The 26,354-nt window shown below is 65.9% G+C and carries 24 protein-coding genes; 10 read left to right on the forward strand and 14 right to left on the reverse strand.

All coding sequences use genetic code 11. The features are described 5' to 3' along the window. The first annotated feature begins 32 nt into the window (after positions 1-32). Positions 33-2,174, forward strand: a complete 2,142-nt coding sequence (locus tag BIO17B3_RS04325) for a sensor domain-containing diguanylate cyclase (protein WP_156053158.1) — start codon at positions 33-35, stop codon at positions 2,172-2,174. Between the two features lie 94 nt (positions 2,175-2,268). Here BIO17B3_RS04325 and BIO17B3_RS04330 read toward each other — a convergent pair whose 3' ends face one another. The 7 genes from BIO17B3_RS04330 to BIO17B3_RS04360 all read right to left on the reverse strand — a co-directional run bounded on the left by BIO17B3_RS04330 (position 2,269) and on the right by BIO17B3_RS04360 (position 10,439). Continuing rightward, positions 2,269-3,204 (reverse strand): fasciclin domain-containing protein, encoded by a 936-nt coding sequence (locus BIO17B3_RS04330; RefSeq protein ID WP_156053159.1) that lies wholly within the window; start codon positions 3,202-3,204, stop codon positions 2,269-2,271. 109 nt (positions 3,205-3,313) lie between these two features. Continuing rightward, positions 3,314-4,057, reverse strand: coding sequence for an SDR family NAD(P)-dependent oxidoreductase (locus BIO17B3_RS04335; protein ID WP_156053160.1), 744 nt, complete (start codon positions 4,055-4,057; stop codon positions 3,314-3,316). After that, entirely contained in the window at positions 4,050-5,240 is a 1,191-nt protein-coding gene (locus tag BIO17B3_RS04340) for an FAD-binding domain-containing protein (RefSeq protein ID WP_156053161.1), read from the reverse strand. The genes BIO17B3_RS04335 and BIO17B3_RS04340 overlap by 8 nt, the downstream gene beginning before the upstream one ends. Next, a complete protein-coding gene (locus BIO17B3_RS04345; protein WP_156053162.1) occupies positions 5,237-6,796 on the reverse strand; it encodes a cryptochrome/photolyase family protein in 1,560 nt (519 codons plus the stop codon). Before BIO17B3_RS04345 ends, BIO17B3_RS04340 begins: the two co-directional genes overlap by 4 nt. After that, positions 6,783-6,980, reverse strand: a complete 198-nt coding sequence (locus BIO17B3_RS04350) for a DUF2256 domain-containing protein (RefSeq protein ID WP_156053163.1) — start codon at positions 6,978-6,980, stop codon at positions 6,783-6,785. The genes BIO17B3_RS04345 and BIO17B3_RS04350 overlap by 14 nt, the downstream gene beginning before the upstream one ends. After that, positions 6,977-8,461 carry a cryptochrome/deoxyribodipyrimidine photo-lyase family protein gene (locus BIO17B3_RS04355; RefSeq protein ID WP_156053164.1) on the reverse strand — a complete coding sequence of 495 codons (1,485 nt, stop codon included), beginning with the start codon at positions 8,459-8,461 and terminating at the stop codon, positions 6,977-6,979. The genes BIO17B3_RS04350 and BIO17B3_RS04355 overlap by 4 nt, the downstream gene beginning before the upstream one ends. 82 nt (positions 8,462-8,543) lie before the next feature. Beyond that, the gene (locus BIO17B3_RS04360) at positions 8,544-10,439 is read right to left on the reverse strand and encodes a chorismate-binding protein (protein ID WP_156053165.1); all 1,896 of its coding nucleotides are present in this window, start codon (positions 10,437-10,439) and stop codon (positions 8,544-8,546) included. 142 nt (positions 10,440-10,581) lie between these two features. Here BIO17B3_RS04360 and BIO17B3_RS04365 point away from each other — a divergent pair, with 142 nt between their 5' ends. From BIO17B3_RS04365 to BIO17B3_RS04390, 6 genes are all read left to right on the forward strand, one after another. Then, entirely contained in the window at positions 10,582-12,894 is a 2,313-nt protein-coding gene (locus tag BIO17B3_RS04365) for a TonB-dependent siderophore receptor (RefSeq protein WP_156053166.1), read from the forward strand. Between the two features lie 266 nt (positions 12,895-13,160). After that, positions 13,161-14,483: a branched-chain amino acid ABC transporter substrate-binding protein gene (locus BIO17B3_RS04370; protein WP_156053167.1), complete on the forward strand. Its 1,323-nt coding sequence runs from the start codon at positions 13,161-13,163 to the stop codon at positions 14,481-14,483. Between the two features lie 34 nt (positions 14,484-14,517). After that, complete coding sequence (locus BIO17B3_RS04375) at positions 14,518-15,492, forward strand: branched-chain amino acid ABC transporter permease (RefSeq protein ID WP_156053168.1); 975 nt, start codon at positions 14,518-14,520, stop codon at positions 15,490-15,492. After that, positions 15,489-16,733, forward strand: coding sequence for a branched-chain amino acid ABC transporter permease (locus BIO17B3_RS04380; protein WP_156053169.1), 1,245 nt, complete (start codon positions 15,489-15,491; stop codon positions 16,731-16,733). The genes BIO17B3_RS04375 and BIO17B3_RS04380 overlap by 4 nt, the downstream gene beginning before the upstream one ends. Then, the gene (locus tag BIO17B3_RS04385) at positions 16,730-17,524 is read left to right on the forward strand and encodes an ABC transporter ATP-binding protein (protein WP_156053170.1); all 795 of its coding nucleotides are present in this window, start codon (positions 16,730-16,732) and stop codon (positions 17,522-17,524) included. Before BIO17B3_RS04380 ends, BIO17B3_RS04385 begins: the two co-directional genes overlap by 4 nt. After that, positions 17,521-18,231, forward strand: coding sequence for an ABC transporter ATP-binding protein (locus BIO17B3_RS04390; RefSeq protein WP_156053171.1), 711 nt, complete (start codon positions 17,521-17,523; stop codon positions 18,229-18,231). Before BIO17B3_RS04385 ends, BIO17B3_RS04390 begins: the two co-directional genes overlap by 4 nt. Here the strand turns inward: BIO17B3_RS04390 and BIO17B3_RS04395 are convergent. Beyond that, entirely contained in the window at positions 18,214-18,528 is a 315-nt protein-coding gene (locus tag BIO17B3_RS04395) for an RnfH family protein (RefSeq protein ID WP_156053172.1), read from the reverse strand. The genes BIO17B3_RS04390 and BIO17B3_RS04395 overlap by 18 nt on opposite strands. Further along, positions 18,515-18,955 (reverse strand): type II toxin-antitoxin system RatA family toxin, encoded by a 441-nt coding sequence (locus tag BIO17B3_RS04400; protein WP_156053173.1) that lies wholly within the window; start codon positions 18,953-18,955, stop codon positions 18,515-18,517. The genes BIO17B3_RS04395 and BIO17B3_RS04400 overlap by 14 nt, the downstream gene beginning before the upstream one ends. A gap of 75 nt (positions 18,956-19,030) precedes the next feature. On the opposite strand from BIO17B3_RS04400, the gene smpB reads away from it, so the two are divergent. Continuing rightward, positions 19,031-19,474, forward strand: a complete 444-nt coding sequence (smpB, locus tag BIO17B3_RS04405) for an SsrA-binding protein SmpB (RefSeq protein WP_013105193.1) — start codon at positions 19,031-19,033, stop codon at positions 19,472-19,474. Between the two features lie 47 nt (positions 19,475-19,521). Here smpB and nadA read toward each other — a convergent pair whose 3' ends face one another. Both nadA and nadC read right to left on the reverse strand, forming a co-directional pair. Then, entirely contained in the window at positions 19,522-20,619 is a 1,098-nt protein-coding gene (gene nadA / locus BIO17B3_RS04410) for a quinolinate synthase NadA (RefSeq protein WP_156053174.1), read from the reverse strand. A gap of 32 nt (positions 20,620-20,651) precedes the next feature. Then, complete coding sequence (nadC, locus tag BIO17B3_RS04415; RefSeq protein ID WP_156053175.1) at positions 20,652-21,491, reverse strand: carboxylating nicotinate-nucleotide diphosphorylase; 840 nt, start codon at positions 21,489-21,491, stop codon at positions 20,652-20,654. A 283-nt stretch (positions 21,492-21,774) separates the two neighbouring features. On the opposite strand from nadC, the gene BIO17B3_RS04420 reads away from it, so the two are divergent. Continuing rightward, the gene (locus tag BIO17B3_RS04420; protein ID WP_013122609.1) at positions 21,775-22,590 is read left to right on the forward strand and encodes a Crp/Fnr family transcriptional regulator; all 816 of its coding nucleotides are present in this window, start codon (positions 21,775-21,777) and stop codon (positions 22,588-22,590) included. 121 nt (positions 22,591-22,711) lie between these two features. Here the strand turns inward: BIO17B3_RS04420 and BIO17B3_RS04425 are convergent, their stop codons facing one another. Then, positions 22,712-23,344, reverse strand: coding sequence for a ParA family protein (locus BIO17B3_RS04425; protein WP_156053176.1), 633 nt, complete (start codon positions 23,342-23,344; stop codon positions 22,712-22,714). A gap of 85 nt (positions 23,345-23,429) precedes the next feature. Then, on the reverse strand, positions 23,430-24,020 hold the full coding sequence (locus BIO17B3_RS04430; RefSeq protein WP_156053177.1) for a malonic semialdehyde reductase: 591 nt from the start codon (positions 24,018-24,020) through the stop codon (positions 23,430-23,432). Between the two features lie 98 nt (positions 24,021-24,118). On the opposite strand from BIO17B3_RS04430, the gene BIO17B3_RS04435 reads away from it, so the two are divergent. After that, the gene (locus tag BIO17B3_RS04435) at positions 24,119-24,547 is read left to right on the forward strand and encodes a DUF1841 family protein (RefSeq protein ID WP_156053178.1); all 429 of its coding nucleotides are present in this window, start codon (positions 24,119-24,121) and stop codon (positions 24,545-24,547) included. Between the two features lie 50 nt (positions 24,548-24,597). Here the strand turns inward: BIO17B3_RS04435 and recJ are convergent, their stop codons facing one another. Continuing rightward, complete coding sequence (gene recJ / locus BIO17B3_RS04440; protein WP_156053179.1) at positions 24,598-26,322, reverse strand: single-stranded-DNA-specific exonuclease RecJ; 1,725 nt, start codon at positions 26,320-26,322, stop codon at positions 24,598-24,600. Between the last annotated feature and the right edge of the window lie 32 nt (positions 26,323-26,354).

Consider the following 26,354-nt stretch of genomic DNA (forward strand, 5'->3'; position numbering starts at 1 on the left):
AGGGGGATGTCCGTTTACATTTCTTGGCATTGATGCGCACTGACCCCGCCCCCATGCCGCACGAAGCCCAGATCACGACTGCACCGCACGCCATTGCTGCGGCACGCGTGCGGCTGTTGCTCGCCACGGTGCCGGTTTCTGCCGTGACCAATGCCTCGGTGGCGCTCATCGCCATGGCGTTTCTGCACGGCGGCGCACCCGCCGGCTTTTATGCGGTCTGGGGTGGCGTGATGATCGGCCTGCAGGCGATTCGGCTGTTGGTCTGGCTGATCTGGCGCGGGGCGTCGGCGGAAAACCTTCGTCCGGTGCAGCGCTCGCTGCGACTGCGCGTGCTGCGGGCCGCGTCCTGGGCCACGGGGATGAGTTGGGGCGCGATTCCCGCCGCCCTCTTTCCCGCGAGCCCCATCGAGCAATCGTTCGTCGCCTTCTTCTTGGCTGGGGTGAGCGGGGCTGCGGTGGCGGGTCTGGCGTTCGACGCCTGGGCTTCCGGGCTGTTCGTCGTCTCGGTCATCGTGCCGCTGGCGCTGCGCCTGATGGGGGTGCAGACCTCTTTGTCCACGGCGATGGCGGCCATGGTTTGCATCTATCTGCTCTACCTCGGCGTGGCGATACGCCGCGGGCAGCTCCAGTTCCTGCAACTGCTCGATTGGCGCACGCGGGCCGAAACCGCGCGCGCGCGCACCGCGCGGCAAGCCCAGCTCAACGCCCTGCTGGCCGAAGCCAACCAGCTTGGCACCAGTGCGCCCAATGCCGCAGCGCTCTATGCCGCGATCTGCCGCACCTACGCAGCGCTGGACGGCCAAGCGCCGCTAAGCATCGTGCAGCGCGACCCCATCACAGGAGATTTCGAGATCGCCGCGCAGTCCGGCCCGGCGCCACTGGACGTGCTGGACACCTCGCTGCTCGACACCGCCTGGGGCCAGAATCGCCCGCAGTTCCAGGGCGATGGCCGCACGCTGGACGCCTGCATCCCGCTGCATGCGCAAGGGCAGGTGTGCGCCTTGCTGCGCGTGGTCTGCGCCAACGCGGCTGAGCGGCTCCCTTGCGAAATGGACGACAGCCTGCGCGACTGGCTGCTCAACCTCGCCGCCAGCGTGGATCGCGGGCTGCAAGCCATCAGCCAGCGCGAGCGCATCGACCGGCTGCAAAACCTCTACCGCGCCCTGATCAGCGAAGGCGAAGTGGTGCTGCAGTCGCGCAGCGCAGAAGAGATGCTGCAGCGCACCTGCGACACCCTCGCCACCGACACCCAGTTCCATGCCGCCTGGCTGGCGCGGCCGGACGACAGCGGCGCCTTTCGCGTGCTGGCGCGCGCAGGCGAAGGCGCCCTGCAGCTCGATCACTTTCGCGTGCATCTGAACGACCCCAACCGCGTGCCCCTGGTGCTGCGCGTCTGGGATACCCAGACCCTGCAGGTCTGCAACGATCTGCTCCGCGACCCGGACATGCAGCCCTGGAACTCCACACTGTCGCGCTATCGCTGGCATGCCGCCCTGGCCACCCCCGTATGGCGCGGTGGCGCGCTGTGGGGGGTGCTGGTGTTCACCTCGCCACAGGCGCAGGCCTTCGACGAGCAGACCATCGCCCTGTGCGAGCAGGTCGCGGCCCTGCTGGGCTATGGGCTCGATGAACTCGACGTGAAAGAGCGCCTGAGCCATCTGCAGCGCGTCGAAGCTCATCGCGCACGCCACGACACCCTCACCGGCCTGCCCAACCGCTATGCCCTCGAACAATACCTGCCCGAAGCCATCGCCCGCGCGCGTCGGCAAGGCAGCCTGTTCGCCGTGGGCATGATCGATCTCGACGGCTTCAAGCTGATCAACGACACCTGGGGCCACAGCGCGGGCGACCGGGTGCTGCGCGAACTCACCCGTCGCCTGCAGGCCGTGCAGCGCCAGACCGATTTTCTGGTGCGACTGGGCGGAGACGAATTCGTCGTGGTGATGGAAGACCTCAACCCGCTCGAAGTCCAGACCGGCTATGCCAACAGCGTGCAGCGCCTGCGACAAGCCGTAGCCGCCCCGTTCGACATTGCGCCGAATGTGCAACTACCCATCGACATGAGCATCGGCATCTCCGCCTTCCCATTCGACGCGCAGGATGCCGACACCCTGATGCGACTGGCCGACAAAGCGATGTATGCGGCCAAAGGCCACAAATACTCAGCTTTATGAGCGCCCGGGGGCAAGGAAACTTGGGACGGCCCGGCGTTTCCTTGAGAGAACAAAAAACGCGCCCGTCAGGGCGCGTGAATGAGTGCAAACTTGATCAGAGAGTTGGAATCAGCACCTTGTTGATCACATGAATCACCCCATTGCTTGCCAGCACATTGGTGGCAATGATGTCGGCTGGTGTGCTGGTGGTATCGGTAATCGTCGGCGGCGTACCTTGGTTAATGGTGATGTCCTGTCCTGCCAGCGTAGCAATGGGGGTACCGAAAGGAATTTGCGACGCCAACACTTCTTTGTCCAAGACATGGTAGAGCAGCACGGTCTTGAGCTGATCGGTTTTCAAACCCGTGGGCGCGGCGGCAAATGCGTCATTCGTCGGCGCAAACACGGTAAACGGCCCCGGTCCGCTCAGCGCACCTTGCAGATTGGTCGCCACTACGGCCTTGACGAGGCTTGAGAAAAGTGGATTGACCTGCGCCATCTGCACCACATTGAGCACGCCGGGCGGAATCAGCACCTTGTCGATGACGTGGATCACGCCGTTTGAAGCGCCAACGTTCGGCTGCGTCACGTTCGCTTTGGTCAGCGCCGCATCGGTGATTTGAACCCCGCTCGCGGTACTGATCGCCAGCGTGGTGGGCTGACCGTTATAGCTGTAGAGCGTCTGCTGTGTCGGCCCTCCAGCGGCCAAGTTCTGCGAATTTTTCACTCCAGAGAGCACGTGATAGAGCAAAATATCCTTCAGAGTGGCCGCAGGCAAGACATCGACCATCGCGGTCGCACTGGCAAAACCCAACTCGGTCGCCAGGTTCGTAAAGGCCTGATTGGTGGGTGCGAATACGGTCAGGTTGGCACCGGGCGCATTCAGGGTATCAACCAACCCTGCTTTGGAGGCGGCTGCCACCAAAGCAGTAAAACCCTGTTGCTGCGCGACCTGCGCAAGGGTGCCTGGCGAACTGCCGCCATCACCTCCACAAGCCGCAAGGCTGAGTGCTGCACCCAGCGCGGCAAACCATTTGATCCATCTGTTCATCACACTCTCCTTTGCATCCGGGGGTTGGAAAATCGGCGGTAACACGCCGAAACGAATGTTGCTGGAAAGCGAATAACCTCGACAAATAAACGGTTTTGTCTAGGACACACTATTTCACCAGTGGCCTGATGGTTGTGAAGCCCCCATCCACCGCGATGCACTGGCCGGTGATGCGGCTGGCGGACTCTGACAGCAGAAAGGCCATGACTTCGGCGATTTGCTCGGCCGTCTGCACCCCGCCCAGCGGATATTGCTTGCCCGCGCCCTCTCGCATGGCGGCCACTTTGAGCATGCCCGCGGTCAAAGGCGTGTCGGTCATGCCGGGCGCCACGGCGTTGACGCGCAGACCGATCGGCGCGTAGGTCGCCGCCGCGCTGCGCACCAGTCCTTCCACGCCCGCTTTGGCCGCAGCAATGGCTTCGTGGTTGGCTACCCCGATCTGCGCGACGACAGAACTCACCAGCACCGCCGCGCCCAGTTGTTGCGCTGCGCGGCGCGCCTCGATCCACGCGCCGAGCACGCAAAGGGCGCTATCGAGGTTGACGCGCAGCACCTCGCGCCATTGCTGGGCGCTGGTGCGGTGCAACGGTGCGATCAGGGTGCTGCCCACGCAATGCGCCAGATGCGACGGCGTCTGGCCCAGTTGCTCCGCGCACTGCGCGATGGCCTGCGCCGCGCCCTCGGGCGTGGTGACATCCGCAGTAATGCGCACGCTGGACGGCACATCGGCCAGCGCCGCTGCGTCTCGCCCAACGGCGGCCACGCGCCAGCCCTGCGCATGCAACTGCGCACTCAGCGCCCGGCCCATGCCGCCGCGCGCACCGGTAATCAAAACAATGGGTTGCTCACTCATGAAACAGGTCTCCTTGAATAGACGATGACGGTGAAAGGATTTGCACGCGCGACCAATACGCAGAAAACGAACGGCAACGCTGCGTCGGCTCGGCAAAAGCCAGCGGCGGCATGGCCAGAGCAAGATCGTTCCAGGCTGCGGAAAGATGCGGGTTATGCCAGCCTTGCACCGAGCGCGCCGCCTTGAGCGCCTCCAGCAAAGAGGCCGTCGTCCCAAACCAGCGCACGGGCGCAAGCGCCTGCATGCGCGCGGCCACAAACTGCCAACGCGCGGCAGACCAGGGCCAGCGCGCGTGCCAATCGGTATCGCAAACCGCGACCGGCAGCCTGCCTTCTGGAACCGGCCCCAGCGCCCAGGGGTGAACCAGCCAGACATCTTGTGCGGCCACGGCCCGCGCATCCGCTTGCGAAAACCCGCCTGCGGGCGGCTCGGAGAACAAGGCGGGTTTTGCCACGCCGAAAAATTCGCCGGGTTCAGGGCCGAGGTCTCGTGGTTGACGCGCAAGCGCATCCAGTCTTTCGTAAGACGCATCGATCACGGTGCCCGGGCTATGCCAGGCGGCAGGCGCGTACTTCGCCACGTTGTCGGCATTGAACAAATAGGGCTTGGAGCTGCCCGTGCCCGCCACCCATTGCCAAGACAGGTGGTTGCTGGCGAGATCGCCATCGAGCAGGTGCGCAACCATCCAGTCGGCCCCGGCGCGCCAGTGCACCTTGCGCAGATGCACGGTGTAGGAAGCCAGCCACATGCGCGCGTGGTTGTGCAAATAGCCCGTGGCATAGAGCGCGCGCACCGCCTGGTCGATCACCGGCACGCCGGTGCGGCCTTCGCGCAGGTCCGCGGGCAAGGCGGGGGCGTAAGCACGGTCTGGCAGCGGGCCGGGGTGCTGCGATTGCAGAATGCCGCTGCCCTCGTGACGCCAAACCTGCTGAAAAAAAGCGCGCCAACCGAGTTCCTGCAACAGCTTGTCCTGCAGCCCGAGGCCGTGGCGCATCGACAGGTGCTGCACCACGTCGCGCAGACCGAGAAAGCCATGCGTCAAATACGGTGAGAGCCGGGTGACGTGCCCTTCCAAATGGTTGCGGCTGCGGGCGTAGTCTGCAGGACGCACCGCAGCGAGGCGGCGCTGCGCTGCCGCAAGGGTCGGCTCGAAAAGCGTTGCTGGTTCGGTTGCCAGAGTCATGCCGCGTCCCGGATCGACTGGGCTTGCGCCTGGATACGCGCGCGCTCGTCGGCCGACAACCGCGCCAGATTGCGCACCTGCATCACCGTGCGCGGATTGGCCGCAAGACGCGCCTCGTGCCGCAGCAAAAAGTCCCAATACAGCGTGGTGTAGGGGCAAGCCCGCGCGCCGGTGCGCTGCGCCGGATCGAACCGGCAGGCCGCGCACAGGCTGCCGCCGCTCATGCGCTGAATGTATTTGCCGCTGGCGATGTAGGGCTTGCTGGCCATCAGGCCGTCGTCCGCCGCCTGGCTCATCCCCAGGGTGTTGGGCAGTTCCACCCACTCCACCGCATCGACATAAACGGCCAAAAACCACTGGTGCACCTGCTGCGGCTGCACCCCGTGCAGCAAGGCATACAGGCCGATGACCATCAGCCGCTGGATGTGATGGGCGTAACCGTAGCGCAGGGTTTGCGCCAGGGCGTCGCGCAGGCAGGCCATGTCGGTCTGGCCGGTCCAGAACCAGGCGGGCAACGGCGCCTGCGCGCCCAGCGCGTTGCGCTCGGCGTAGCCGGGCATCTGCGTCCAGTAAATGCCGCGCACATATTCGCGCCAGCCCAGAATCTGGCGGATGAAGCCCTCGGCGCTGTGCAGCGGCGCTTTGCCCTGACGCCAAGCGGTCTGCGCCGCCTCGACCACTTCGCGCGGATTCAGGAGCTTGAGGTTGAGCGCGGCAGAAAGGTGGGCATGCCAGAGCCAGGGCTCGTTGGGCCAGAGTGCGTCTTGCCACTGGCCGAATTGGGGCAGGCGCTCGCGCATGAAGCGCTCCAGCGCCTGCAAGGCCTGCGACCGCGTCACCGGCCAGGCGAAATCGGCCAGCGTGCCCGGGTGGCTGGCGAAGCGCTGATTCACCAAAGCGATGACCTCGCGCGTGATGGCGTCTGGCGCAAACTGCGCGGGGCTGGGCACATGGCTGGGGCCGGACTTGGGAAACGCCTCGCGGTTGTCGGCATCGAAATTCCACTGTCCGCCAGAGGGCTGATCACCCTCCATCAACACATCGTGTCGCTGGCGCATGGCGCGGTAGAAAAACTCCATGCGCAACTGCTTGCGGCCTCGGGCGTGCGCGGCAAAGTCGCTGGACGAAGCGTAGAAGTGCCGGTCTTCGCGCACTTCCAGCGGCACGCCGAGCGCAGCAGCGGCAGCCTTGATCGACTGCATCACCCGCCAGTCGCCGGGCTGGGTCATGACCAACTGAGTAGGGCGCAGGCGCTGCACAGCGCGCTGCAGTTCGGCAGCCAAACTGCCCGCGTTAGCGGCGTCGTCAAGCTCGGTGTAATGCACTGTGAGGCCGGCGGCACGCAAGTCTGCCGCGAAGTGGCGCATTGCCGCCAGAAACAAGGCGATGCGCGGCTTGGAAGACCAGACATGGGTGGACTCTTCCGCCACTTCGGCCATCCACACCGCATCTTGCACGGGGTCGAACCCGTCGAACGCGCTGGCCTGCGGGTCGAGCTGATCACCCAGCACCAGCACCAAATGGCGCAGCGGCCTCGCAGGATCAGGGCTCGTCATGCCACGCTCCAACCTGGCTCTTGGCCTTGTTCCGATTTTTGCGGCAGGCTTGCGAGCAGTAGCGCACCGCCTCCCAGTTTTTCGCCCAGGCGCGACGCCAACTCATGGGGCGACCGCACACCGCGCAGGGTTTGCTGGCCAGAGCCGCCTTGTTCCCCTTGTGACCGCTTGCCGCTGCGCTCATTCGAACAACTCCTGCTGTCGCGGTGGCGCGGGTGGCGCGACCGGCGGCTTGCGCGAGCGGGAGCCGCTGGGCGGCAGGCCGCTCTTGCGCGAGCCGTGCCGCTGCTGCACCGCCCGCGCCTCGTCACTCGCCTGCGGGCTTAGGCGGATGGCATAGATGCGGTCTTTGGCCCGCTTGACGGCGCTGCGCTCATCGACGATGGGGGGTGGGTAAGACGATGTGCCCCACTCCGGCACCCACTGGCGGATGAACGCGCCCTGCGGATCATGGTCAGCTTGCTGCTTGGACGGGGAATACACGCGCAGGGTGTTGATGCCGGTGGTGCCCGATTGCATTTGCATCTGGCTCCAGTGAATGCCCGGCTCGAAATCGAGAAACTGCCGCGCCAGATGCAGCCCCGGCTCGCGCCAATGCAACCAGAGGTGATAGGCGGCGAAACTCACCAGCATGGCACGCATGCGAAAGTTGATCCAGCCGGTTGCGTTGAGGCAGCGCATGCAGGCGTCCACCATCGGGAAGCCGGTGTTGCCACTACGCCAAGCCTCGAAATACGCGGCGTTGAATTCGGGTTCGCGCAAGCCGTCGTAGGCGCGCGCAAAGTTGTGGAACTCGATGCCCGGTTCATCTTCGAGCTTTTGCATGAAGTGGCAATGCCAGCGCAGCCGCCCGGCAAAACCGCGCAGGTGATACGCCATGTTGCGCGCCGACGGCTCGCCGCTGGCCTGCAAGGCGCGAATGCGCTGCTCGGTGGCCTGATGCACCTGCCGCATGGAGAGCGTGCCGAAGGCCAGATGCGCGCTCAGGTGCGAGCAGCCCTGCGCTGCCGTGAGCGGGCTGGACAGATCGCGCCGGTACTGCGCGCCCCGCGTGTCCAGAAAGCTGTGCAGAGTGGAGAGGGCCGCCGCCGTGCCCGCAGCGGGCGTGGGGCGGGCCGCGGGCAAGCGCAGATCGCGCAGGGCCGGAAAGTCGCCCGCTGCCAGCGGCTTGGATGCGTCGCGCAGGCCCTGCGGCACAGGCACTTGCGGCGCATCCATGCGCCTTTGCCAGCGGGCCGTCCAGCCCGCACGATCACGCAGACGGCGCACCACGCCGTTTTGCGGCCATTCCTGCCAGATCACGCCTTGCTCTCGGCACCAATGCGCCACCCGTTTGTCGCGCGCATAGGTCCAGCCTGGACCGGTTTCTTCGTGGCTGAACAGATGGGTGAAACGCACCTCGCGGCGAATGTCCTCGAACACCTGAGGCACATCGCCCACGCGCACCAACAGCCTGAGACCGGCTTGCATCAGCGACTCCCTCAGCGCGGACACGCAATCCGCCGCGAACTGCACATGCTGCGCATCGCACTCCGGGCTGGCGATCCACTCCGGTTCCACCACATAAAGCGCCAGCGCCGCATCGCATTGCGCGGCGGCGTGCAACGCGGCGTGATCCTGCACACGCAGGTCGCGTTTGAACCAAACAAGCGCAAGAGTTGACATGATTCGATGATGCCATGTCCCCGTGGCACGCCGCTGCGCGCCGTCGAGTGCCATGACGGCGCCTACGGAAATTTCCGCCACTTCACAACGCGGCCGCCAAAACCCCACGCAAACTATTGACCACGGCGATTTGCTGCGCGCGCAGCAGGGCATCGGCTTGGAGCACACACTCGCGCACCCCGCCGTGGTCGATCAGCCATTGCCGCCCGACTCCGGGCAACAGGCCGCTTGTCAGCGCCGGAGTGCACCACGCGCCGCCCAAGCGCAGCAGCAGCGAGCTGCGCCCGCCTTCGCACAGTTCGCCGCGTTCGTTGCAGAAGATCTGGTCGAACGCTCCCTGCGCCTCGGCGGCGCGCCAGGCGGCGTCGTAGCGCGCACGGTGGGTGGTCTTGTGGCGCAGGAACAGGTCGGCCGAATCGAGCGCTTCGGCGGCCCGCAGCAGCCGCACCGGTTGCTGCGGCGCGGGCGGCATGGGCTGCACGTCGATCTCGACCGCGCCCGATTTGCGCAGCACCAACCGCGTGCGCCAGGGCGCGGGAGCCAGAGCCGCGCTGGCGGCCTGCCACGCCTCACAGCCATCGGCCAGTGCGGGCGCCGAAAGCGCAACGAGGCCGCGATGCGCCTCGGCCAAGGCTTGCCGGAACGCGGGCAGATCACAGGCAAAGCCGAAAAACGCTGCCGAGCGCGCCAGCCGGGCCAGATGCCGCTCGATGCGCCCGGTCTGCGCGGGCCACACGGCGGCGAAGGTTTCGATCAGACCGAAGCCCGGATCGTGCGCGGTGACAAAGCGCAGCTTGTCCCAGCATTCCTGCCACTCGGCGGCGGGGTCGGAGTCGATCACCACGCCGCTGCCCACGCCCAGTTGAAAAGCGCGGGCTCCGGCGGCCTCCCCTGTGGTCTGCACGTGGTCTTCGACCTGCAAGGTGCGAATCGGCACGCTGAACACCGCCAGCGGCCCTTGCCCGGCGTCGCGCGGGTCGATGAAGCCCAGCGCGCCGGTATAAAGCCCGCGCGGCCCGCCCTCCAGCGCGCGAATGGTCTCCATGCTTTTGCGCTTGGGCGCGCCCGTTACCGAGCCGCAGGGAAACAGCGCGGCAAAAATCTCCGCCCAGCGCCGTGGCCCGCCGCGCTCGTCGAGCACGGCCTGCACGCTGGAGGTCATCTGCCACACAGTGGGATAGCGCTCGACGGTGAAGCTCTCAGGCACGCACACCGAACCCGGCACGGCCAGCCGCCCCAGATCGTTGCGTAAGAGGTCCAGGATCATCAGGTTCTCGGCGCGGTTCTTGGGATCGGCAGCCAGCGCCAGCGCGGCCTGCGCGTCGGCTTCTGCGTCGGCGCTGCGCGCAGCGGTGCCCTTCATCGGCCGTGCGCGCAGCGTGGCCCCCTCACGCGAGAAAAAGAGTTCGGGCGAAAAACTGAGCACCCAGCGCCCGCCGAGTTTGGCCAGGCAGGAATAGCGCGTGGGCTGCGCCTGCCGCAGCGCGGCATATAGCGCCAACGGATGGCCGAACGCCTGCCCGCGCAGCGGCCAGGTGAAGTTGATCTGGTAGCTATCACCCGCGCGCAGATGCTCGGCTATGCGCGCCAGCGCCGTGGTGTAGTCCGCCTGCGTGATGCCGGGCTGCAGAGCGGCCACGCCGCAGGGCTGGCCATCATCGAGGCTGGCGCTTTGCGCTTGGAGCCACTGCTGCGTCTCGGCGGCGGTCATGCGCGTGGCCGCATCGAACGCCAGCGCCTCGACCAGAGGGGTGGCCAGGGGAGCATGCACGGGCAAGCCAGCCAGCGCCTGCGCGGCTTCGTAATGGACGAACAAGGCGACCTGACGCCCAGCGTTCAATGCGTGTTCGAGCTGCTGAAAAGCACTCTCGACTTGCTCTGCCTGCCACGCCTGCCAGTGCGCCACCGGCTGCTGGTACAGGCGGGTCAGCGGCTGCGACGGCTCCAGCGCGTCGTCGAACAACACAAAGTCTTGCATGGCGGTGAGGCGAATTCGGGGAAACCCCTGTGACAGGAGGGCGACAAATGCGACGTTTTGTCGCGCTCGGGGCGCAACAGGCATTCCTACAGTGAGACCGTCATTTTTGGCAACGGTTTGAATCCATCGCTTTCAATTGTCCATGCAAACATCTTTCTGTCCTCCGTCAAGCTCGCGTTTGTCGCGCACCGCCCTTTCAATCGCCCTGAGTGCTGCACTGGCTGCCCTGTGCGCCAGCAACGTCCAGGCCGCCGAGACCGCCTTGCCCGAAGTCGTCGTCTCGGGCGCGGCCGCTGGTGCGCAGTCCTGGGCGCAATGGCAAAGCGCCATCGATCTGGCCCAGCGCCGCGCCGCAACGAATGACACCGCCAGCCTGCTGCTGGGCATTCCCGGCCTGTCGGTCAACGCGGCGGGCGGCGTCTCCGGGCTGCCGCAGTACAACGGCCTGTCGGACGACAACCTCAACATCCAGCTCGACGGCATGGGGCTGATCGCCAGCTGCCCCAACCATATGAACCCGGTGCTGTCTTACGCCTCGCCGTCGCAGGTGCAGAGCATCACCGTGTATCCGGCGGGCATGGTGCCGGTGTCGGTCGGTGGCGACGCCATCGGCGGCGCCATCGAGGTGAAAACCCGCGCGCCGCAGTTCGCCCCGGCGGGGCATGCGTCGATCACAGGCGGCGAGGTCAGCGCGGGCTATGCCAGCAACAGCGATGCGCGCAGCCTCGGGCTGAACGCTTATTACGGCACGCCGTCGTTCGCCATCGCCTATGACGGCGCACTGACCAAGGCCGACGACTACTCCGCCGGGGGCGACTTCAAAACCCTCACCGCCACCGGCCGCCCGGGGCAGAGCCTCGCGCGCGACGTCGTCGGCTCCACCGCCTACGACGTGCGCAACCACACCTTGGGGCTGGCGTGGAAGGGCAGCGATCAATTGTTCGAAATCGGTCTGGGCTATCAGGACGTGCCGTATCAGCTCTATCCCAACCAGCGCATGGACATGCTGGGCAATACCGAAAAACGCATCAATCTGCACTGGCTCAAGCAGTTCGGCTGGGGCTCGCTCGATGCGCGCGCCTACCATGAAACCGTCGATCACTTCATGGACTTCGGCGCAGACAAACGCTTCTGGTACGGCAGCCAGACCATGCAGGGCAGCGTGGGCGGCTATCCCTGCAGCCCGATCTCGCCCACCTGCGCCGCCGGCATGCCGATGTATAGCCAAAGCCGCACCACCGGGGTGAAGCTGCAGGCGAGCATCGATCTGTCGGCGCAAGACGTGTTGCGCACCGGAGTCGATCTGCAGCGCTATCACCTCGACGACTACTGGACGCCTTCGGGCGGGATGATGTGGCCCGGCACCTTCCTCAACGTCAACGACGGCAAGCGCGACCGCATCGGCGTGTGGGGCGAATGGCAAAAGCAGCTCAGCGCACAGTGGCAAACCCTGGCGGGGCTGCGGGTGGAGCGCGTGCGCACCGATGCCGGGCCGGTGCACGGCTATGCCAACAGCAATGGCATGGGCACGATGATGAACTACCAGTTGCGCGACGCCACGGCGTTCAACACCATCGACCGCGCGCGCACCGACACCCATGTCGATGCTTCGCTGCTGTCGCGCTGGACGCTCTCGCCCGAGCAGGACCTCTCGGTGGGCCTGAGCCACACCACCCGCTCGCCCAACCTCTACCAGCGCGATCCCTGGAGCACCTGGTCGATGGCTGCAGTGATGAACAACTTCGTCGGCGACGGCAACGGCTACATCGGCAACCCCAATCTCAAGCCGGAAAAAGCCACCACCCTGTCGGCCAGCTTCGATCTGCACAGCGCCGACCGCGCTTGGACGTTCACCGCGCAACCGTTCTACACCCATGTCAGCGATTACATCGACGCGGTGCAGTGGAACGCAATGGCCAACGCGCCGCAAGCCACGCCGCTGAAAAACCAGTTCGTCGTCCTCAAATACGTCAACCAGACCGCGCGGCTGTATGGGCTGAATCTCTCGGGCAAGATGCCTTTGGGCGATGGCGCGCTCGGCCGGCTGGGGCTGCAAGGCGTGGTGAACTACACCCGAGGGGAAAACACCACCACGGGAGACAACCTCTACGCCATCATGCCGCTCAACGCCCGGTTCAGTCTCACCCAGCAGTTGGGCGGATGGAACAACACGCTGGAATGGGTGCTGGTCAAGGCCAAGACGCAGGTTTCCGCCGTGCGCAATGAAATCCCGACCGGCGGCTACGGCCTGCTCAACCTGCGCACCAGCTACAGCTTCAAGCAAGCGCGGGTCGATTTCGGCATCGACAACCTGCTCGACAAGTTTTACGCCCTGCCTACCGGCGGTGCCTACGTCGGCCAGGGCACGACCATGTCGATCAACGGCCTGCCCTGGGGCATTGCCGTGCCGGGGCCGGGACGCTCGGTGTACGCGCGGGTGGGGGTGAAGTTCTAAGCTGCCCGGATGGCGTTGAACCCGGATTTTCCATGAGGACACGGGATGATGGCGCGGCGGATTGGGGATGGATTCGGCCCTGCGCGACAAGCCCATAGCCCGAGCTATGGGCGCGAAGCGCGGGGGCGAAGACGCCTCAAGCCGTCCGCCAGCGCCCGTGTAGGGGCAAAGCCCCGCCGAATGGGAAATCCGGGTTGAAATAGCATTGCCTTTTTGCGCCGCCCCTGAAAACCGGGGCGACTGTTCCCTCACAAGGCTTTGCTCGCATGCACACCACCCGCAGAAGTTTTATTTCCACCCTGGCCGGTGGCTTGTTGCTCGGCGCCGCGCCAGTGCATGCGCGGCAGATTCCCACCGTCAAGCTCGCTTTCATCGACCCGCTCACCGGCCCCTTCGCCGCAGTGGGGCAGAACCAGTTGCAGAGTTGGCAGTTCGTGGCCGACCGGGTCAACCGCGGCAACACCGCCGGGGTGCGCTTCGAGATCGTGCCCTTCGACAACAAGGGCGCGGTGCAAGACACGGTCAATGCACTGCAGGCCGCGGTGGATCAGGGCATCCGCTATGTGTTGCAGGGCGACGGATCGGGCGCGGCGATTGCGCTCTCTAAAGCGGTGAGCCGTCACAACACCCGCCATCCCGGCAAGGAAGTGCTCTATCTCAACTACGCCGCGGTCGATTCCGCACTGACGGGCAGTGACTGCAGTTTCTGGCACTTTGCGCTGCAGCCCAGCGTGCCCATGACCCTGCAGGCGATGACCGACGACATCCGCAGCCGGCCGGAGATCAAGCGCGTCTATCTCATCGAGCAAGACTATTCCTTCGGCCATCAGGTGGCGAAGTACGCCCGCGAAATGCTGGCGCTCAAACGGCCCGACATCCAGATCGTGGGCGAAGACTTCGTGCCCCTCGGGCAGGTCAAAGACTTTTCGCCCTATATCGCCAAGGTGCAGGCCGCCAAGGCAGACTGCATCATCACCGCCAACTGGGGCCCCGACCTCACCCTGCTCATCAAGGCGGCGCAGCAAGGCGGGCTCAAGGCCGATCTCTACACCTTCTACGCCAGCAGTCTGGGCGCGCCCAGCGAAATCGGCCCGCACGACGCCGGGCGCGTCAAGCTGGTCTATTACAGCAACCCCAATCTCCCCGGCGTGCTGCAAAGCCTGCAAAAAGGTTTCCGCGACAAGTACAAGCAAGACTTCTCGGTACCCGCCACCTACACCGGACTGGCGCTGCTTACTGCCGCCATGACCAAGGCGCACAGCACCGAGCCGCTGAAGGTCGCCCGCGCGATGGAAGGGCTCAAGTTCCACACCTTCAACGGCGAGGTCACCCTGCGCGCGGCCGATCACCAATTGCTGCAGCCCATCTATGTCAGCGACTGGCAGCCGGTCTCGCCCGCCAACCCTTACGACGTGGAAAACACCGGCTACACCTTTGCGCTGGAGCACACCTACCGCCCCGCGCAGACCACCCTGCCCGCGCAATGCACCATGCAGCGGCCGCTGATGACCGAGGTCTATCCGGTCAAACCGCCCAAGGTGACGGCCAGCGCGGTGCCCGGCGCCAGCCAGGGCACGCCGTCGCGCTAAATCCGGGAGTCTGATCCCTGGCCACGGCTGCTGCATGGAGGCGCTCGCACTCTCCGCCCTCAATGGCCTGAGCTACAGCCTGCTGCTGTTCCTGCTCGCCTCAGGGCTGACGCTGATCTTTTCGCTGCTGGGCGTACTCAATTTCGCCCACGGCGGTTTCTACATGCTCGGCGCCTATCTGGCCTGGCAAAGCAGCCAGTGGCTGGGATTCTGGGGCGGACTGCTGCTTGCGCCGCTGGGCGTGGCCGTGGTGGCCACCGGGTTTGAAGTCGGCGTGTTGCGACGTCTGCGCTCGCAGGGGCATCTGCCGGAGTTGCTCGCCACTTTCGCCTTCGGCGTGGTGCTGGTGGAAGCGGCCCGGCTGTTGTGGGGCAGCGGCCCGGTGCCCTATGCCATACCCGCATCGCTGCAGGGCGCGCTGTTCGCCTTGAGCGGGGTGGACTTTCCGGTGTACCGCGGCTTTGTCATGGCGACGGCGCTGGCCGCGCTGGCGCTGGCCTGGCTGCTGCTGTGGCGCACACGCGCCGGGCTGATCGTGCAGGCCGCGCTGACGCACGCGCCCATGACTTCGGCTCTGGGGCACGATGTACGCGCGGTGCAGACCGGGGTGTTTGCCGTGGGCGGCGCACTGGCCGGGCTGGCCGGTGCGGTGGGAGGGCCGCTGCTCGTCACCGAGCCGGACATGGCCGCGCAAATGGGCGCGCTGCTGTTTGCCGTCATCATCATCGGCGGTCTGGGGTCGTTGCGCGGCGCGCTGCTGGGTGCGCTGCTGGTGGGCGAGGTGCAGACCCTCGCCGTGGCCGTCAACGGCTCCTTGGCCGACGGCCTGCAACGTCTGGGCTGGAACGCCCCGGCCGCCTGGCCTGCGAGCGACGGCATTCTCCCCAGCCTGCTGCACCTCGACCTGGCCCGCGCCGCACCGCTGCTGCCCTATGTGATGTTGGTCGGGGTGCTGGCGCTGCGCCCGCAGGGGCTGACGCGCGCGCTGTCTCGGGACGACGCGCTGTGAACGCCGCCGTGCCCGCCCCGGCGCGCGGCCGCGCTGCGCTGTTTTCGCTGCTGGTCGCGCTGCCGCTGGCCTTGCCGCTGAGCAGCGCCGGTTTCAGCCTGCTGTCGCAACTGGCCAGCGCCTGGCTGCTGCTGCTGTCGGTGGGGCTGTTGGTCACCCGCGCCGGGCTGCTCAGCTTCGGGCAGGCGATGTATGCGGGGTTGGCCGCCTATGCCGCAGCCCATGCGATGAACACGATTGCCGCCTCCGGCTGGCCGCTGCCCTTTGCCCTGGCGCCCTTGTATGGCGGCATGTTTGCCGTGGCCGTGGCGCTGGTGTTCGGCCCGATCAGCGTGCGGCGAGGCGGTTTGAGCTTTGCCATGATCACGCTGGGTCTGGGCCTGCTGGTGGCGTTGGCCGCGCCCATGCTGCAGGGGTTTTTCGGCGGAGAGGGCGGTGTTTCCACCGACCGCACTGCCGGCCCGGTCTGGCTGGGGCTCGATTTTCTGTCGCAGCGACAGCTCTATGGCGTGAGCGCCGCTTATGTGCTGCTGGGCGCGGCCTTGATGCGTGGGCTCGACGGCACCCGGCTCGACCTGCTGGCGCGCGCAGTGCGCGACAACCCCTTGCGCGTTGCGGTCAGCGGCGCCACACCGCGACGGGTTCGGCTGCAACTGGTGCTGGTGAGCGCCTTTCTCGCGGGCCTGTCCGGCGCCTTGCAAACCCTGCGGCTCGAACAGGTGAGCGCCGGATCACTCGGGCTGCCGCAATCGAGCATGGCCCTGCTGTTCAGCCTGGCCGCAGGCAGCGGCACGGCCTGGGGCGCCTTGCTGGGCGCGGGCTTGATGGTGGGCAGCGAGTCGGTTCTGGCCTCGGTTTCGCAGGCCTGGATGCTGTATGTCGGGCTCGGCTTTCTCGCCATCGTGATCTGGGCGCCGCAGGGTTTGAGCGGGGTCTTGTGCGATTTGGCGCAAGGGCTTCGCGCCCGCCGCAATCCCGATCTGCTGTGGGGCCTGGCAGCGCTATTGATCTGCGGCGGCTTGTCGCTCATCGGCGCAAGCAGCCTGATCGAACTGCTCTACGCCGTGCGTCAACAACTGCAGGTGGGCAGCACTCTGCGGCTGTATGGCGTGCCGCTGCCGATCGGCAGCGCCGATGTCTGGGTTGGCGCGGCGCTGCTGGCCGCCACGGGCGCGGGGCTGTGCGCCCTGGTGTGGCAGGCACTGGTGCCGCAGCTGCGCGCAGGCGGAGCCCGCGAATGAATGCCACATCCAACGTCACCGCCAACGCCGCATTCAACGCCACTGCGCGCCCGCCCCTGCTCGACGTGCGCGGTGTGCACTGCGTGCTCGGCGGCCAGCCCATCCTCACCGATCTGCATCTGCAGATCGAGGCTGGCGAACGGGTGGCCCTCATCGGCCCCAACGGTGCGGGCAAGTCCACCTTGTTTCAGGTGATCAGCGGCCTGCGCCCCTTGCGCGCCGGGAGCGTGTGGCTGGCGGGCCGACGGATCGACCGCATGAACCCCGCGCAGATCGCCCAGGCGGGAATCGGCCGCAGCTTCCAGTCACCGCAGGTTTTTTCCCGCTTGAGCGTGGCGGACAATCTGCGCACCTGCCTGCTTGCGGCACAACCGGCCCGGCGCTGGTGGCTGCCGTACCGACGCGATGCCGAACTGCAGCAGCAGGTCGCACACTGGCTGCAGGCGCTGCAACTGCAAGACTGCGCTGATACGCCGGCGCAAAGCATCGACTATGCCCGCCTGCGCGCGCTGGAACTCGGCCTCGGGCTGATCAACCGCGCGCCTTTGCTGCTGCTCGACGAGCCCACTGCCGGCATGAACCGGGCGCAGGCCGCGCACATGCTCGACCTGATCGAGCAGCTCTGCGGCGACCGCACCCTGCTGCTGATCGAGCACGACCCAGACGCCGTGTTCCGCCTGGCCACACGAGTGGTGGTGCTGCATCAGGGCCGCGTGCTGGCCGACGGCGCGCCTGAGGCCATTCGCCACGACGCACAGGTGCAGGCGGTCTATCTGGGCACGGCGCCATGAAGCTCCCGCCCGAGAAAACCGCGCTGCTCGATGTTCGCTCGCTGCAGGCGGGCTACGGACCTGTGCAGGTGCTGCGCGGCGTGCATCTGCAACTGCGCGCGGGGGAATTGCTGCTTGTTCTCGGGCGCAATGGCAGCGGGCGCAGCACCCTGCTCAAGTCGCTGATGGGCCTCATTCCCGCAACGGGCTACGCGAGTCTTGCCGGACAAGAACTACTCGGCCTGCCCGCGCACCGCCGCGCCCGGCTGGGGCTGGGCTACGTGCCGGAGCAGCGGGAGATTTTTCCGCGTCTGAGCGTGCGGCAGAACCTGCTTTTGGGCGCCAAGCCCGCGCGAATAGTCCCGTCGCGCTGGAACGAGGCAGCGGTGCTGTCCTTGTTTCCGGCACTGGCGCCACGCCTGCACGCGCCCGCCCAGGCACTTTCCGGCGGCGAACAGCAAATGCTCGCCATCGCCCGCGCGCTGATGGGCAACCCCGATGTGCTCCTGCTCGACGAGCCGACCGAAGGTCTGGCGCCCCAGCGGGTGGCCGCGACGGCCACGCTCATCCAGCAACTGCAGGAGCAGGGGCTGGGCGTGCTCATGGTCGAGCAAAAACCGTGGGCGCGCGAGCTGGCGGGTCGCGTCATCGTGCTCGGTGACGGCCTCACGCAGTTCGAAGGCCCGCCCGCCGACATACCGCCCGAGATCTCAGCGGCGTGGCTTTGAGGCGGCAGCCCGCAAGCGCCGCGCGGTCATGGGATCGACCTGCAAGGGACGGCACAGATCGATGCGGTCGCCGTCCTGAAGCACCTGCTGCAGCGTGACGCGCTGGCCGTCGATGCCGTAGAGGATGTCGATCCAGGTCAATTCGGGATGGGCGCTGAGCATGCCGCTGGCCTGCAGGGCCTGACCAACCGTGGCGCCTGTTGGCAGCGCAAGCCGCCTCAAGTCGGGTTCGCCGCGTTCGGGCGCGTAGAACACCGCAATGTTCACCCTGCCAACCACGGCTTCAACGCGGCCCATAAACCTGCTTGGCGCGCTGCACGAAGGCATCGACAAAGCTGCTGGCGATATGGTTGAACACCGGGCCGATGACCTTCTCCACCAGAAAGTTGGAGAACTTGTAGTCCAGCAGAAACTCGACCTTGCATGCCTTGCCGTCGGCAAGGGGGTTGAATACCCAGCGCCCGTGCAGGGCGGAAAAGGGCCCGTCCACCAGCCGCATGCGCACTTCCTGACCGGGCACGTTGGTGTTTTGCGTGGTGAAGCTCTGACGGATGCCCTTGAAGTCGATGGTCACACTGGCGCGCACCGTATCGCCGTCTTCCGACTGCACCGAGGCGCCCCCGCACCAGGGCAGAAACTGCGGATAGGCGGCCACATCGGTGACCAGGTCGTACATCTCTTGCGGGCTGTACCAGATGAGGACGGATTTGTGAACCTGGGGCATGGGCGAACGTGGGCGGATCAAGGCTTCTTAGAATGAGATGATTGTATTGAGGGCCGAACGCCCCATATTCCCCGCATGAGCATCGCCGAAAACCGCAAGGCCCATTTCAATTACTTCCTCGAAGACCGTTTCGAAGCGGGCATCGTGCTCGAAGGCTGGGAGGTCAAATCCGTGCGCGCCGGGCAGGTGCAACTCACCGACGGCTATGTGGTCATCCGCGACGGCGAGCTGTTTCTGATCGGCATGAACGTCACCGCACTCAACAGCGCCTCCACTCATGTGCGGCCGGATGCGTCGCGTACGCGCAAACTGCTGATGCACAAGGATGAAATCCGCAAGCTCATCGGCAAGGTCGAGCAACGCGGCTACACCCTGGTGCCCATCAACCTGCATTACAAGGGCGGCCGGGTGAAGCTCGATCTGGCGCTGGGCAAGGGCAAGAAAGACCACGACAAACGCGACACCGAAGCCAAGCGCGACTGGCAACGGGAAAAGGCGCGCATCATGAAGACGCGATAGCGTTTCGAAAAACGCCATGGTGCGCCAGGTTGGTGCGTCGGCGCCCGCTACGCCGCGCCGACGCCCGGAACCAGACTGCCCGCCATCGCTGCAGTCTTTTGCGCTGCTGTGAAGTCGAGCATACGCTGCACCGCCACACGGGCGCGGGCGGCCAGAGCGGCGTCGAGTTCGATGGCATTCGCCCCGGTCTCTAACACACGCGCCAGGCCAGCCAGGCTGTTCATCGCCATCCACGGGCAATGCGCGCAGCTCTTGCAGGTGGCGGCATTGCCCGCGGTGGGCGCGGCGATGAAGGTCTTGCCGGGATTTTGCTGCTCAAGCGCGTGGAACATGCCGGCATCGGTGGCGACGATGAATTCAGGCGCGTCGAGCTCGCGCGCAGCCTTGAGAATCTGCGAGGTCGAGCCCACCACATCGGCCAGCGCCACCACTGCCGCCGGGCTTTCGGGATGCACCAGCACGCGCGCGCTGGGATGCTCGGCCTTGAGCAGTTCGAGTTCGAGCGCCTTGAATTCGTCGTGCACGATGCATGTGCCCTGCCACAGCAGCATGTCGGCGCCGGTTTGCTGCTCGATATAGCCGCCCAGATGACGGTCTGGCGCCCAGAGGATTTTTTCGCCGCGCACATGCAGATGCGCCACGATGTCGAGCGCGCAGCTCGAAGTCACGACCCAGTCGGCGCGCGCCTTCACCGCCGCGCTAGTGTTGGCATAAACCACCACGGTACGGTCGGGATGGGCATCGCAGAAGGCGCTGAACTGCCGTGCGGGGCAGCCCAGATCGAGCGAGCAGTTGGCGTCGAGGTCGGGCATGAGCACGCGCTTGTCCATCGACAACATCTTGGCGGTCTCGCCCATGAAACGCACCCCGGCGACGACCAGGGTGCGCGCTGGATGACGGGCGCCGAAACGCGCCATTTCCAGCGAATCGGCCACCAGCCCCCCCGTGGCCTGCGCCAGATCCTGCAGATCGGGATGGGTGTAGTAATGCGCCACCAAGACGGCGTCCTGCGTGCGCAGCAGTTGGGCGCAGCGCGCCATCAGCGCGTCACGCTCGGCGGGGCTGGGCTCCACGGGCATGCGCGCCCAGGCCTGCGCGGTGCCGCTGACCGGGCTATCAAAGGCGATCGAAAAAGTGGCGGACATGCGGACTTCCTCTCGAATGAATGCGCAACAAATCAAAGCGCCGTAAAACGCATCGACAGATCGACGGCCTGCACATCCTTGGTCAGCTTGCCCACGGAGATGCGGTCCACGCCGGTTTCTGCAATGGCGCGCACGGTTTGCAGATCCACCCCGCCAGACACTTCCAGCACGGCGCGCTGGCCGGTGAGGCAGACCGCCTCGCGCAGTTGATCGAGCGACATATTGTCCAGCAGCACCATGCGCGCGCCTGCGCGCAGAGCCTCGTCGAGCTGGGCCAGGGTTTCCACCTCGATCTGGATGAACTGCGCCTGCGCCGCCACCGCCTGCGCCCTTTGCAGCGCCAGTGCCACCCCACCTGCGGCGGCGATATGGTTTTCCTTGATCAGCACAGCGTCGAACAGGCCGATGCGGTGATTCATTCCACCGCCCACACGTACGGCGTATTTCTGCGCCAGACGCAAGCCCGGCAGGGTTTTTCGGGTATCGACAATTTGCGCCCGTGTGCCGCGCACCACGTCCACATACTGCGCGGTACGCGTGGCCACCGCGCTGAGCAATTGCAGGAAATTGAGCATCGTCCGCTCGGCGCTGAGCAGCGCACGTGCGTTGCCTCTAATCTCCAAAAACACAGCATCTGCTTGCAACGTAGCGCCTTCAGGCGCTAACCACTCCAAATGCGCCGCCGGGTCGAGCGCGCGCACGCAGGCATTGGCCCACGGCGTGCCGCACAACCGCGCGGCCTCACGGCTGCGCACCGTGGCACGCGCCACGGCCTGCGGGTCGATGAGCGCAGCGGTGAGGTCGCCGCTGCCCAGATCCTCCTCCAAAGCCCGCCGCACATCGCGTGCGGCCAGAGTGTGCACATCCATCATGGTGATCGCGCCTTTCGTCTTTACAGGCTGAAAAGCGTTGCAGTGTAGGCGGATCGGCAAACCGTCCCGGGCGGCGCGGGTGTGTCAGGTTGTCGCGGATTGGGCACAAAGGGCTACCGCACCCGCGACAGATTGCCGCAGTTTTGTGCGCTGCAAAAATCGATATTCCGCAATGAAGCGCGCCAAAAATCAGGGTTAGTCCTAGTTATCACGGTGAATTCCCTATATTGACAAGGCCATATCAGTACTCGCTAATATTGCGCTAAATCAATGAAAGCGAGTTATGGAAACCACTTTTGCCAATCCGCAGACAACCACGGCGATTCCGCTCGCGACCCTGCGCAAAACCTTGCCGCGCAGCAAGCAGCCGGAAGCTAACCGCCTGGCGCATACCGAGGTGGTCAACGCCTGGCGCGGCGCTTCCGACTGCCGCAGCTGCGGCGTGCGCCGTATTGCGCTGTTCGGCGCGCTGCGCATGGAAGACTTCGACACCTTCCATCAGGTCATCGACGACATGCAATTTGCCCCCGGACAGCAGCTGTTCAGCGAAGGGCAGCGGGGCGACTGGCTCTACACCATCAAGACCGGCTATGTGAAGCTGGAACGCGTGCTGCCCGACGGCACCCGCCGCATCACCCGCGTGGCGCGGCGCGGCGATCTGATCGGGCTGGAGTGCTTCATTCAAGAGCCTTATATGCATCACGCTTCGGCCATCGGCGCGGTGCGGGTGTGCCGCATTCCGGTGGAAGTGATTCGCAAAATGGAAGAGCAGGTGCCCAATCTGCGCCAGGAGTTTCTGGAGCGCTGGCACCGCGCGCTGCGCGACACCGACGAATGGGCGCTGCTGCTCGGCTCGGGCGCGATACCCGCGCGCATGGCTCGTCTGCTGCTCAAACTGGCCGACCCGGAACTCAACGACACCATCACCCTACCCAAGCGCAGCGACCTCGGCGCCATGCTCGGCGTGGCGCTCGAAACGGCCAGCCGCGTGATCGCCCAGTTCGAGCGCGACAAGCTGCTCGAACATGTCGGCCCGCGCTTGTTCCGCGTCAACCGCCCTGCGCTCGGTCTCGTCGCGCAACCCGAACGCGCCGCCTGAGGCGGGCCGAAACCATCCCTTCGACAAAACGGCAGAGCGAAAGTCCCTAAAAACCGCAGCCGCCAGCTTCCTTGCAGCTTGGGCACATCCGACGCAATGTTTGCAGGATGTGCCTATTTTTTTACCCGCGCCCTGACGGCTGCTGCAGCCAGCGAGTGATGGGCTGCCATTGCTCCAGGTCTTTGGCCGCCTGGCTGGGCGGCAGGTCCCACAGGGTGAGGCCATGCGCGGCCATCTGCGGGTACAGCGTGGTCTGGCGCAGATTGCTCAGCATCGGCAGGCCGCTTTGCGTCACGAAGGCTTGTAATTGCTCGGCGGCATGGGTGCGCGGGTCGATGCGCACGCCCACTAGGCCGACATCGAAGCCGTGTTTTTCGCGCGCCTCGCGCAGTTTTTCCAGGAATTCCTGCGTGGCGTAGATGTCGAAAATCGACGCCGACAGCGGCACCAGCACTTTGTCGGCCTGTTTCATCACATCGTTCAGCCGCCAGCCATGCAGCCCGGCGGAGGTGTCGATCACCGCGTGGGTCGTGCCCTTGGGCGGTTTGGCGATGTAATCAAAGCTCATCTCCCAGGTGTCGATGCGCGGCAGCGCTGAAGCGCGCAGCGACAGCCAGAGGCGGGCCGATTCCTGCCGGTCGGAGTCGCCCAGCATGACCCCATGGCCTTGACTGGCGAAAAATCCGGCAACCTGCGTGGACAGGGTGGATTTGCCCACCCCGCCCTTGGGATTGGCGACAACGATGACCGGCATGAGGCGTCCTTTCTGCTTTGTGTTCTGGTGATGGGTACGAAATTACCAGAACCGACGCACAAACTCCACGCCGCGCACGCGCGCCCTATGCGATGCGACAAGCCTGCTCGAAGCTCAGACGCGGGCTGCGGGGGAACAACGCGCTGGCGTCGCCATAGCCGAGATTGCACAGAAAGTTCACCTTGACTTCGGTGCCCGCGAAAAATGTGGCGTTCACCGCATCGGCATCGAAACCGCTCATCGGGCCGCAGTCCAGGCCCAGCGCGCGGGCCGCGAGAATAAAGTAGCCGCCTTGCAGGCTGGAGTTGCGCATCGCCGAGGAGGCGATGAAATCCGGCTTGCCCGCAAACCAGTTGCGCGCGTCGAGATTGTGCGGAAACAGCTTCGGCAGCTGTTCGTAAAACGCCATATCCATGCCGATGATGGCGGTCACCGGCGCTTTGAGCGTCTTGGCCCGGTTGCCCTCGCTCATGCAGGGCGCAAGGCGGGCCTTGGCCTCCTGCGACTGCACAAACACGATGCGCGCCGGGGAGCAGTTGGCCGAGGTTGGCCCCCATTTCATCAGGTCGTAGAGCTGGTGCAGCAGGTGCTCGGGCACGGGCTGGTCCAGCCAGGCGTTGTGCGTGCGGGCTTGGTCAAACAGTTGGCGCAGGGCGCTGGCGTCGATCATGGGCATGGTGAGTCTCCTGAGAACAAGCTGAAATGGTCGCTCAAAACCGATTTGTAAGTGCATGCGAATCACGGGCGGATCGGCTGCGGGACAATACGCCCACCATGTTCAATCCCAGCAAAGACGAGGTTCGGCAGTTTTTTCTTTCCGCCTGGCAGCGGCATCGTGCTGGCGGCGTGCTCACGCCGCTGGAACTCATCGCGGCAGACTGGATGGAACTGCACCCCGAATATCACGCCGAGCTCACCGACCCGCAAAGCGCCAGCCGCGACTACGCCGTGGAGCAGTGCCGCACAAACCCGTTTCTGCATCTGTCGATGCATCTGACGATCGCCGAGCAGGTGTCCATCGACCAGCCGCCGGGCATCCGCCAGGCCTTCGAGCTGCTGCGCAGCAAGCTGGGCGAGCACGAAGCACACCATGCCATCATGGAATGCCTGGGCGAGATGTTGTGGACGGCGCAGCGCAGCGGTCTGCCCCCGGATGGCGCCGCCTATGTGGACTGCGTGCAACGCCGCGCAACGCGGCGCTGAGATCCCTTTGGGCGAGAACCGGGCGCAGCGAGGTTTTCGGACGCGCGTCTTCAGCCTTCGACGGCTTCGAGCACCAGTTGCACCTGGGTGAGTCCTTGCCAGGTATTGCTCTCCAGCCGGTAGGCGATACGCGCCTCATCGGGCAGAAAATCGGTGCGGCCCCAAGCCACGAGGTCGAATTGCGCGTTGCCGGGCGCGCCCTCGCTGTCGAGCAGCCGCACCTTGGCTTTGAGATGCCGTTCGCCGAGCAGCCGCTGCTGCCGCACCTGCACCCGGGCGCTGAAAAGGGGCGCGGCGAAGCCCTGCCCCCACACCTGCGCAGCAAGCAGCGACGCCATTTCGGGCAGCAGCCATTGCGCGGGTAGCGGCCCGTCCACCTCGATTCGGCGCTGCAACTGCACCGGCGCCAGCCATTCGGCGGCCACTTGCGCAAACGCGGCACGAAAGCGCTCGAAGCCATCGTCCACCAAGGAACAACCCGCCGCCATGGCGTGGCCGCCGAAGCGCAGCAACAGACCCGGCTCGCGCTTGGACACCAGATCGAGCGCATCGCGCAGATGAAAACCGGCAATCGAGCGGCCCGAGCCGCGCAGCGTGCCGTCTTCAGCCGGGGCGAACACAAAGGTAGGACGGTGCTCACGGTCTTTGATGCGCCCGGCAACGATGCCGATCACGCCTTCGTGCCAGTTGGGCGCGAACAGGCTGATGGCGGGGGCGCTGCCTTCCGCACCGAGATCCAGCCCCTCCAGCATGGCCAGCGCCTCGGCCTTGATGCCGTCTTCGATGCTGCGCCGCTCGCGGTTGAAGGTGTCGAGCAGTTGCGCGAGTTGCAGCGCGCGGGCGGGGTCGTCTGTGGCGAGGCACTCGATGCCTACGGTCATATCGGCCAAGCGCCCCGCGGCGTTGATACGCGGCCCCAGCGCGAAACCCAGATCGGCGCTGTTCACCCGCGCCGCCTCGCGCCCCGCCACCTGCAGCAGCGCTGCAACACCCGGCTGCATGCGCCCGTCGCGGATGCGCTTGAGCCCCTGCGCCACCAGCAGCCGGTTGTTGGCATCGAGCCGCACCACGTCGGCCACAGTGCCCAGCGCCACGAGGTCGAGCAAGGCGTCGAGGCGCGGCTGGCTGGCGGCGTCGAACACCCCGCGCTGGCGCAGTTCAGACCGCAGCGCCAGCAGTACATAAAACATCACCCCCACCCCGGCAATGGACTTGCTCGGAAAGTCGCAGCCCGGCTGATTCGGGTTGACGATGACCTCGGCCTCGGGCAGCGTGTCGCCCGGCAGGTGGTGGTCGGTGACGAGCACGCGGATGCCCTGCTCGCGCGCCCGCGCCACGCCCTCCACACTGGCGATGCCGTTGTCCACGGTGACGATCCAGTCGGGCTTGCCATCGGCGTGCTTCAGCGCCAACTCCACCACCGCGGGCGACAAGCCATAGCCCGTGGTGAAGCGGTTGGGCACGAGGTAGGAAACCGCCGCCCCCATCGCCCGCAGGCCGCGCAGCCCCACGGCGCAGGCGGTGGCGCCGTCGCAGTCGTAATCTGCGACGATGAGCAGGCGCTCGCCGCGCGCAATGGCATCGGCCAGCACCACCGCAGCGGTTTCCGCCCCCTTGAGCAGCGCAGGCGGCAGCAAATGCGGCAAGGCCAGTTCCAGCTCGTCCGCCTCTTTCACCCCGCGCGCAGCGAACAACTGCGCCAGCAAGGGATGCGTGCCGGCCGCTTGCAGCAGGTGCTGAGCGCGGGGATCGGGTTGGCGCAGAACGAATTGCATGGGTTCGTGTCGAGAGTCAAAACACTATTGGA

The organism is Thiomonas sp. OC7 (assembly GCF_900634595.1).
Lineage (GTDB): Bacteria > Pseudomonadota > Gammaproteobacteria > Burkholderiales > Burkholderiaceae_C > Thiomonas > Thiomonas arsenitoxydans.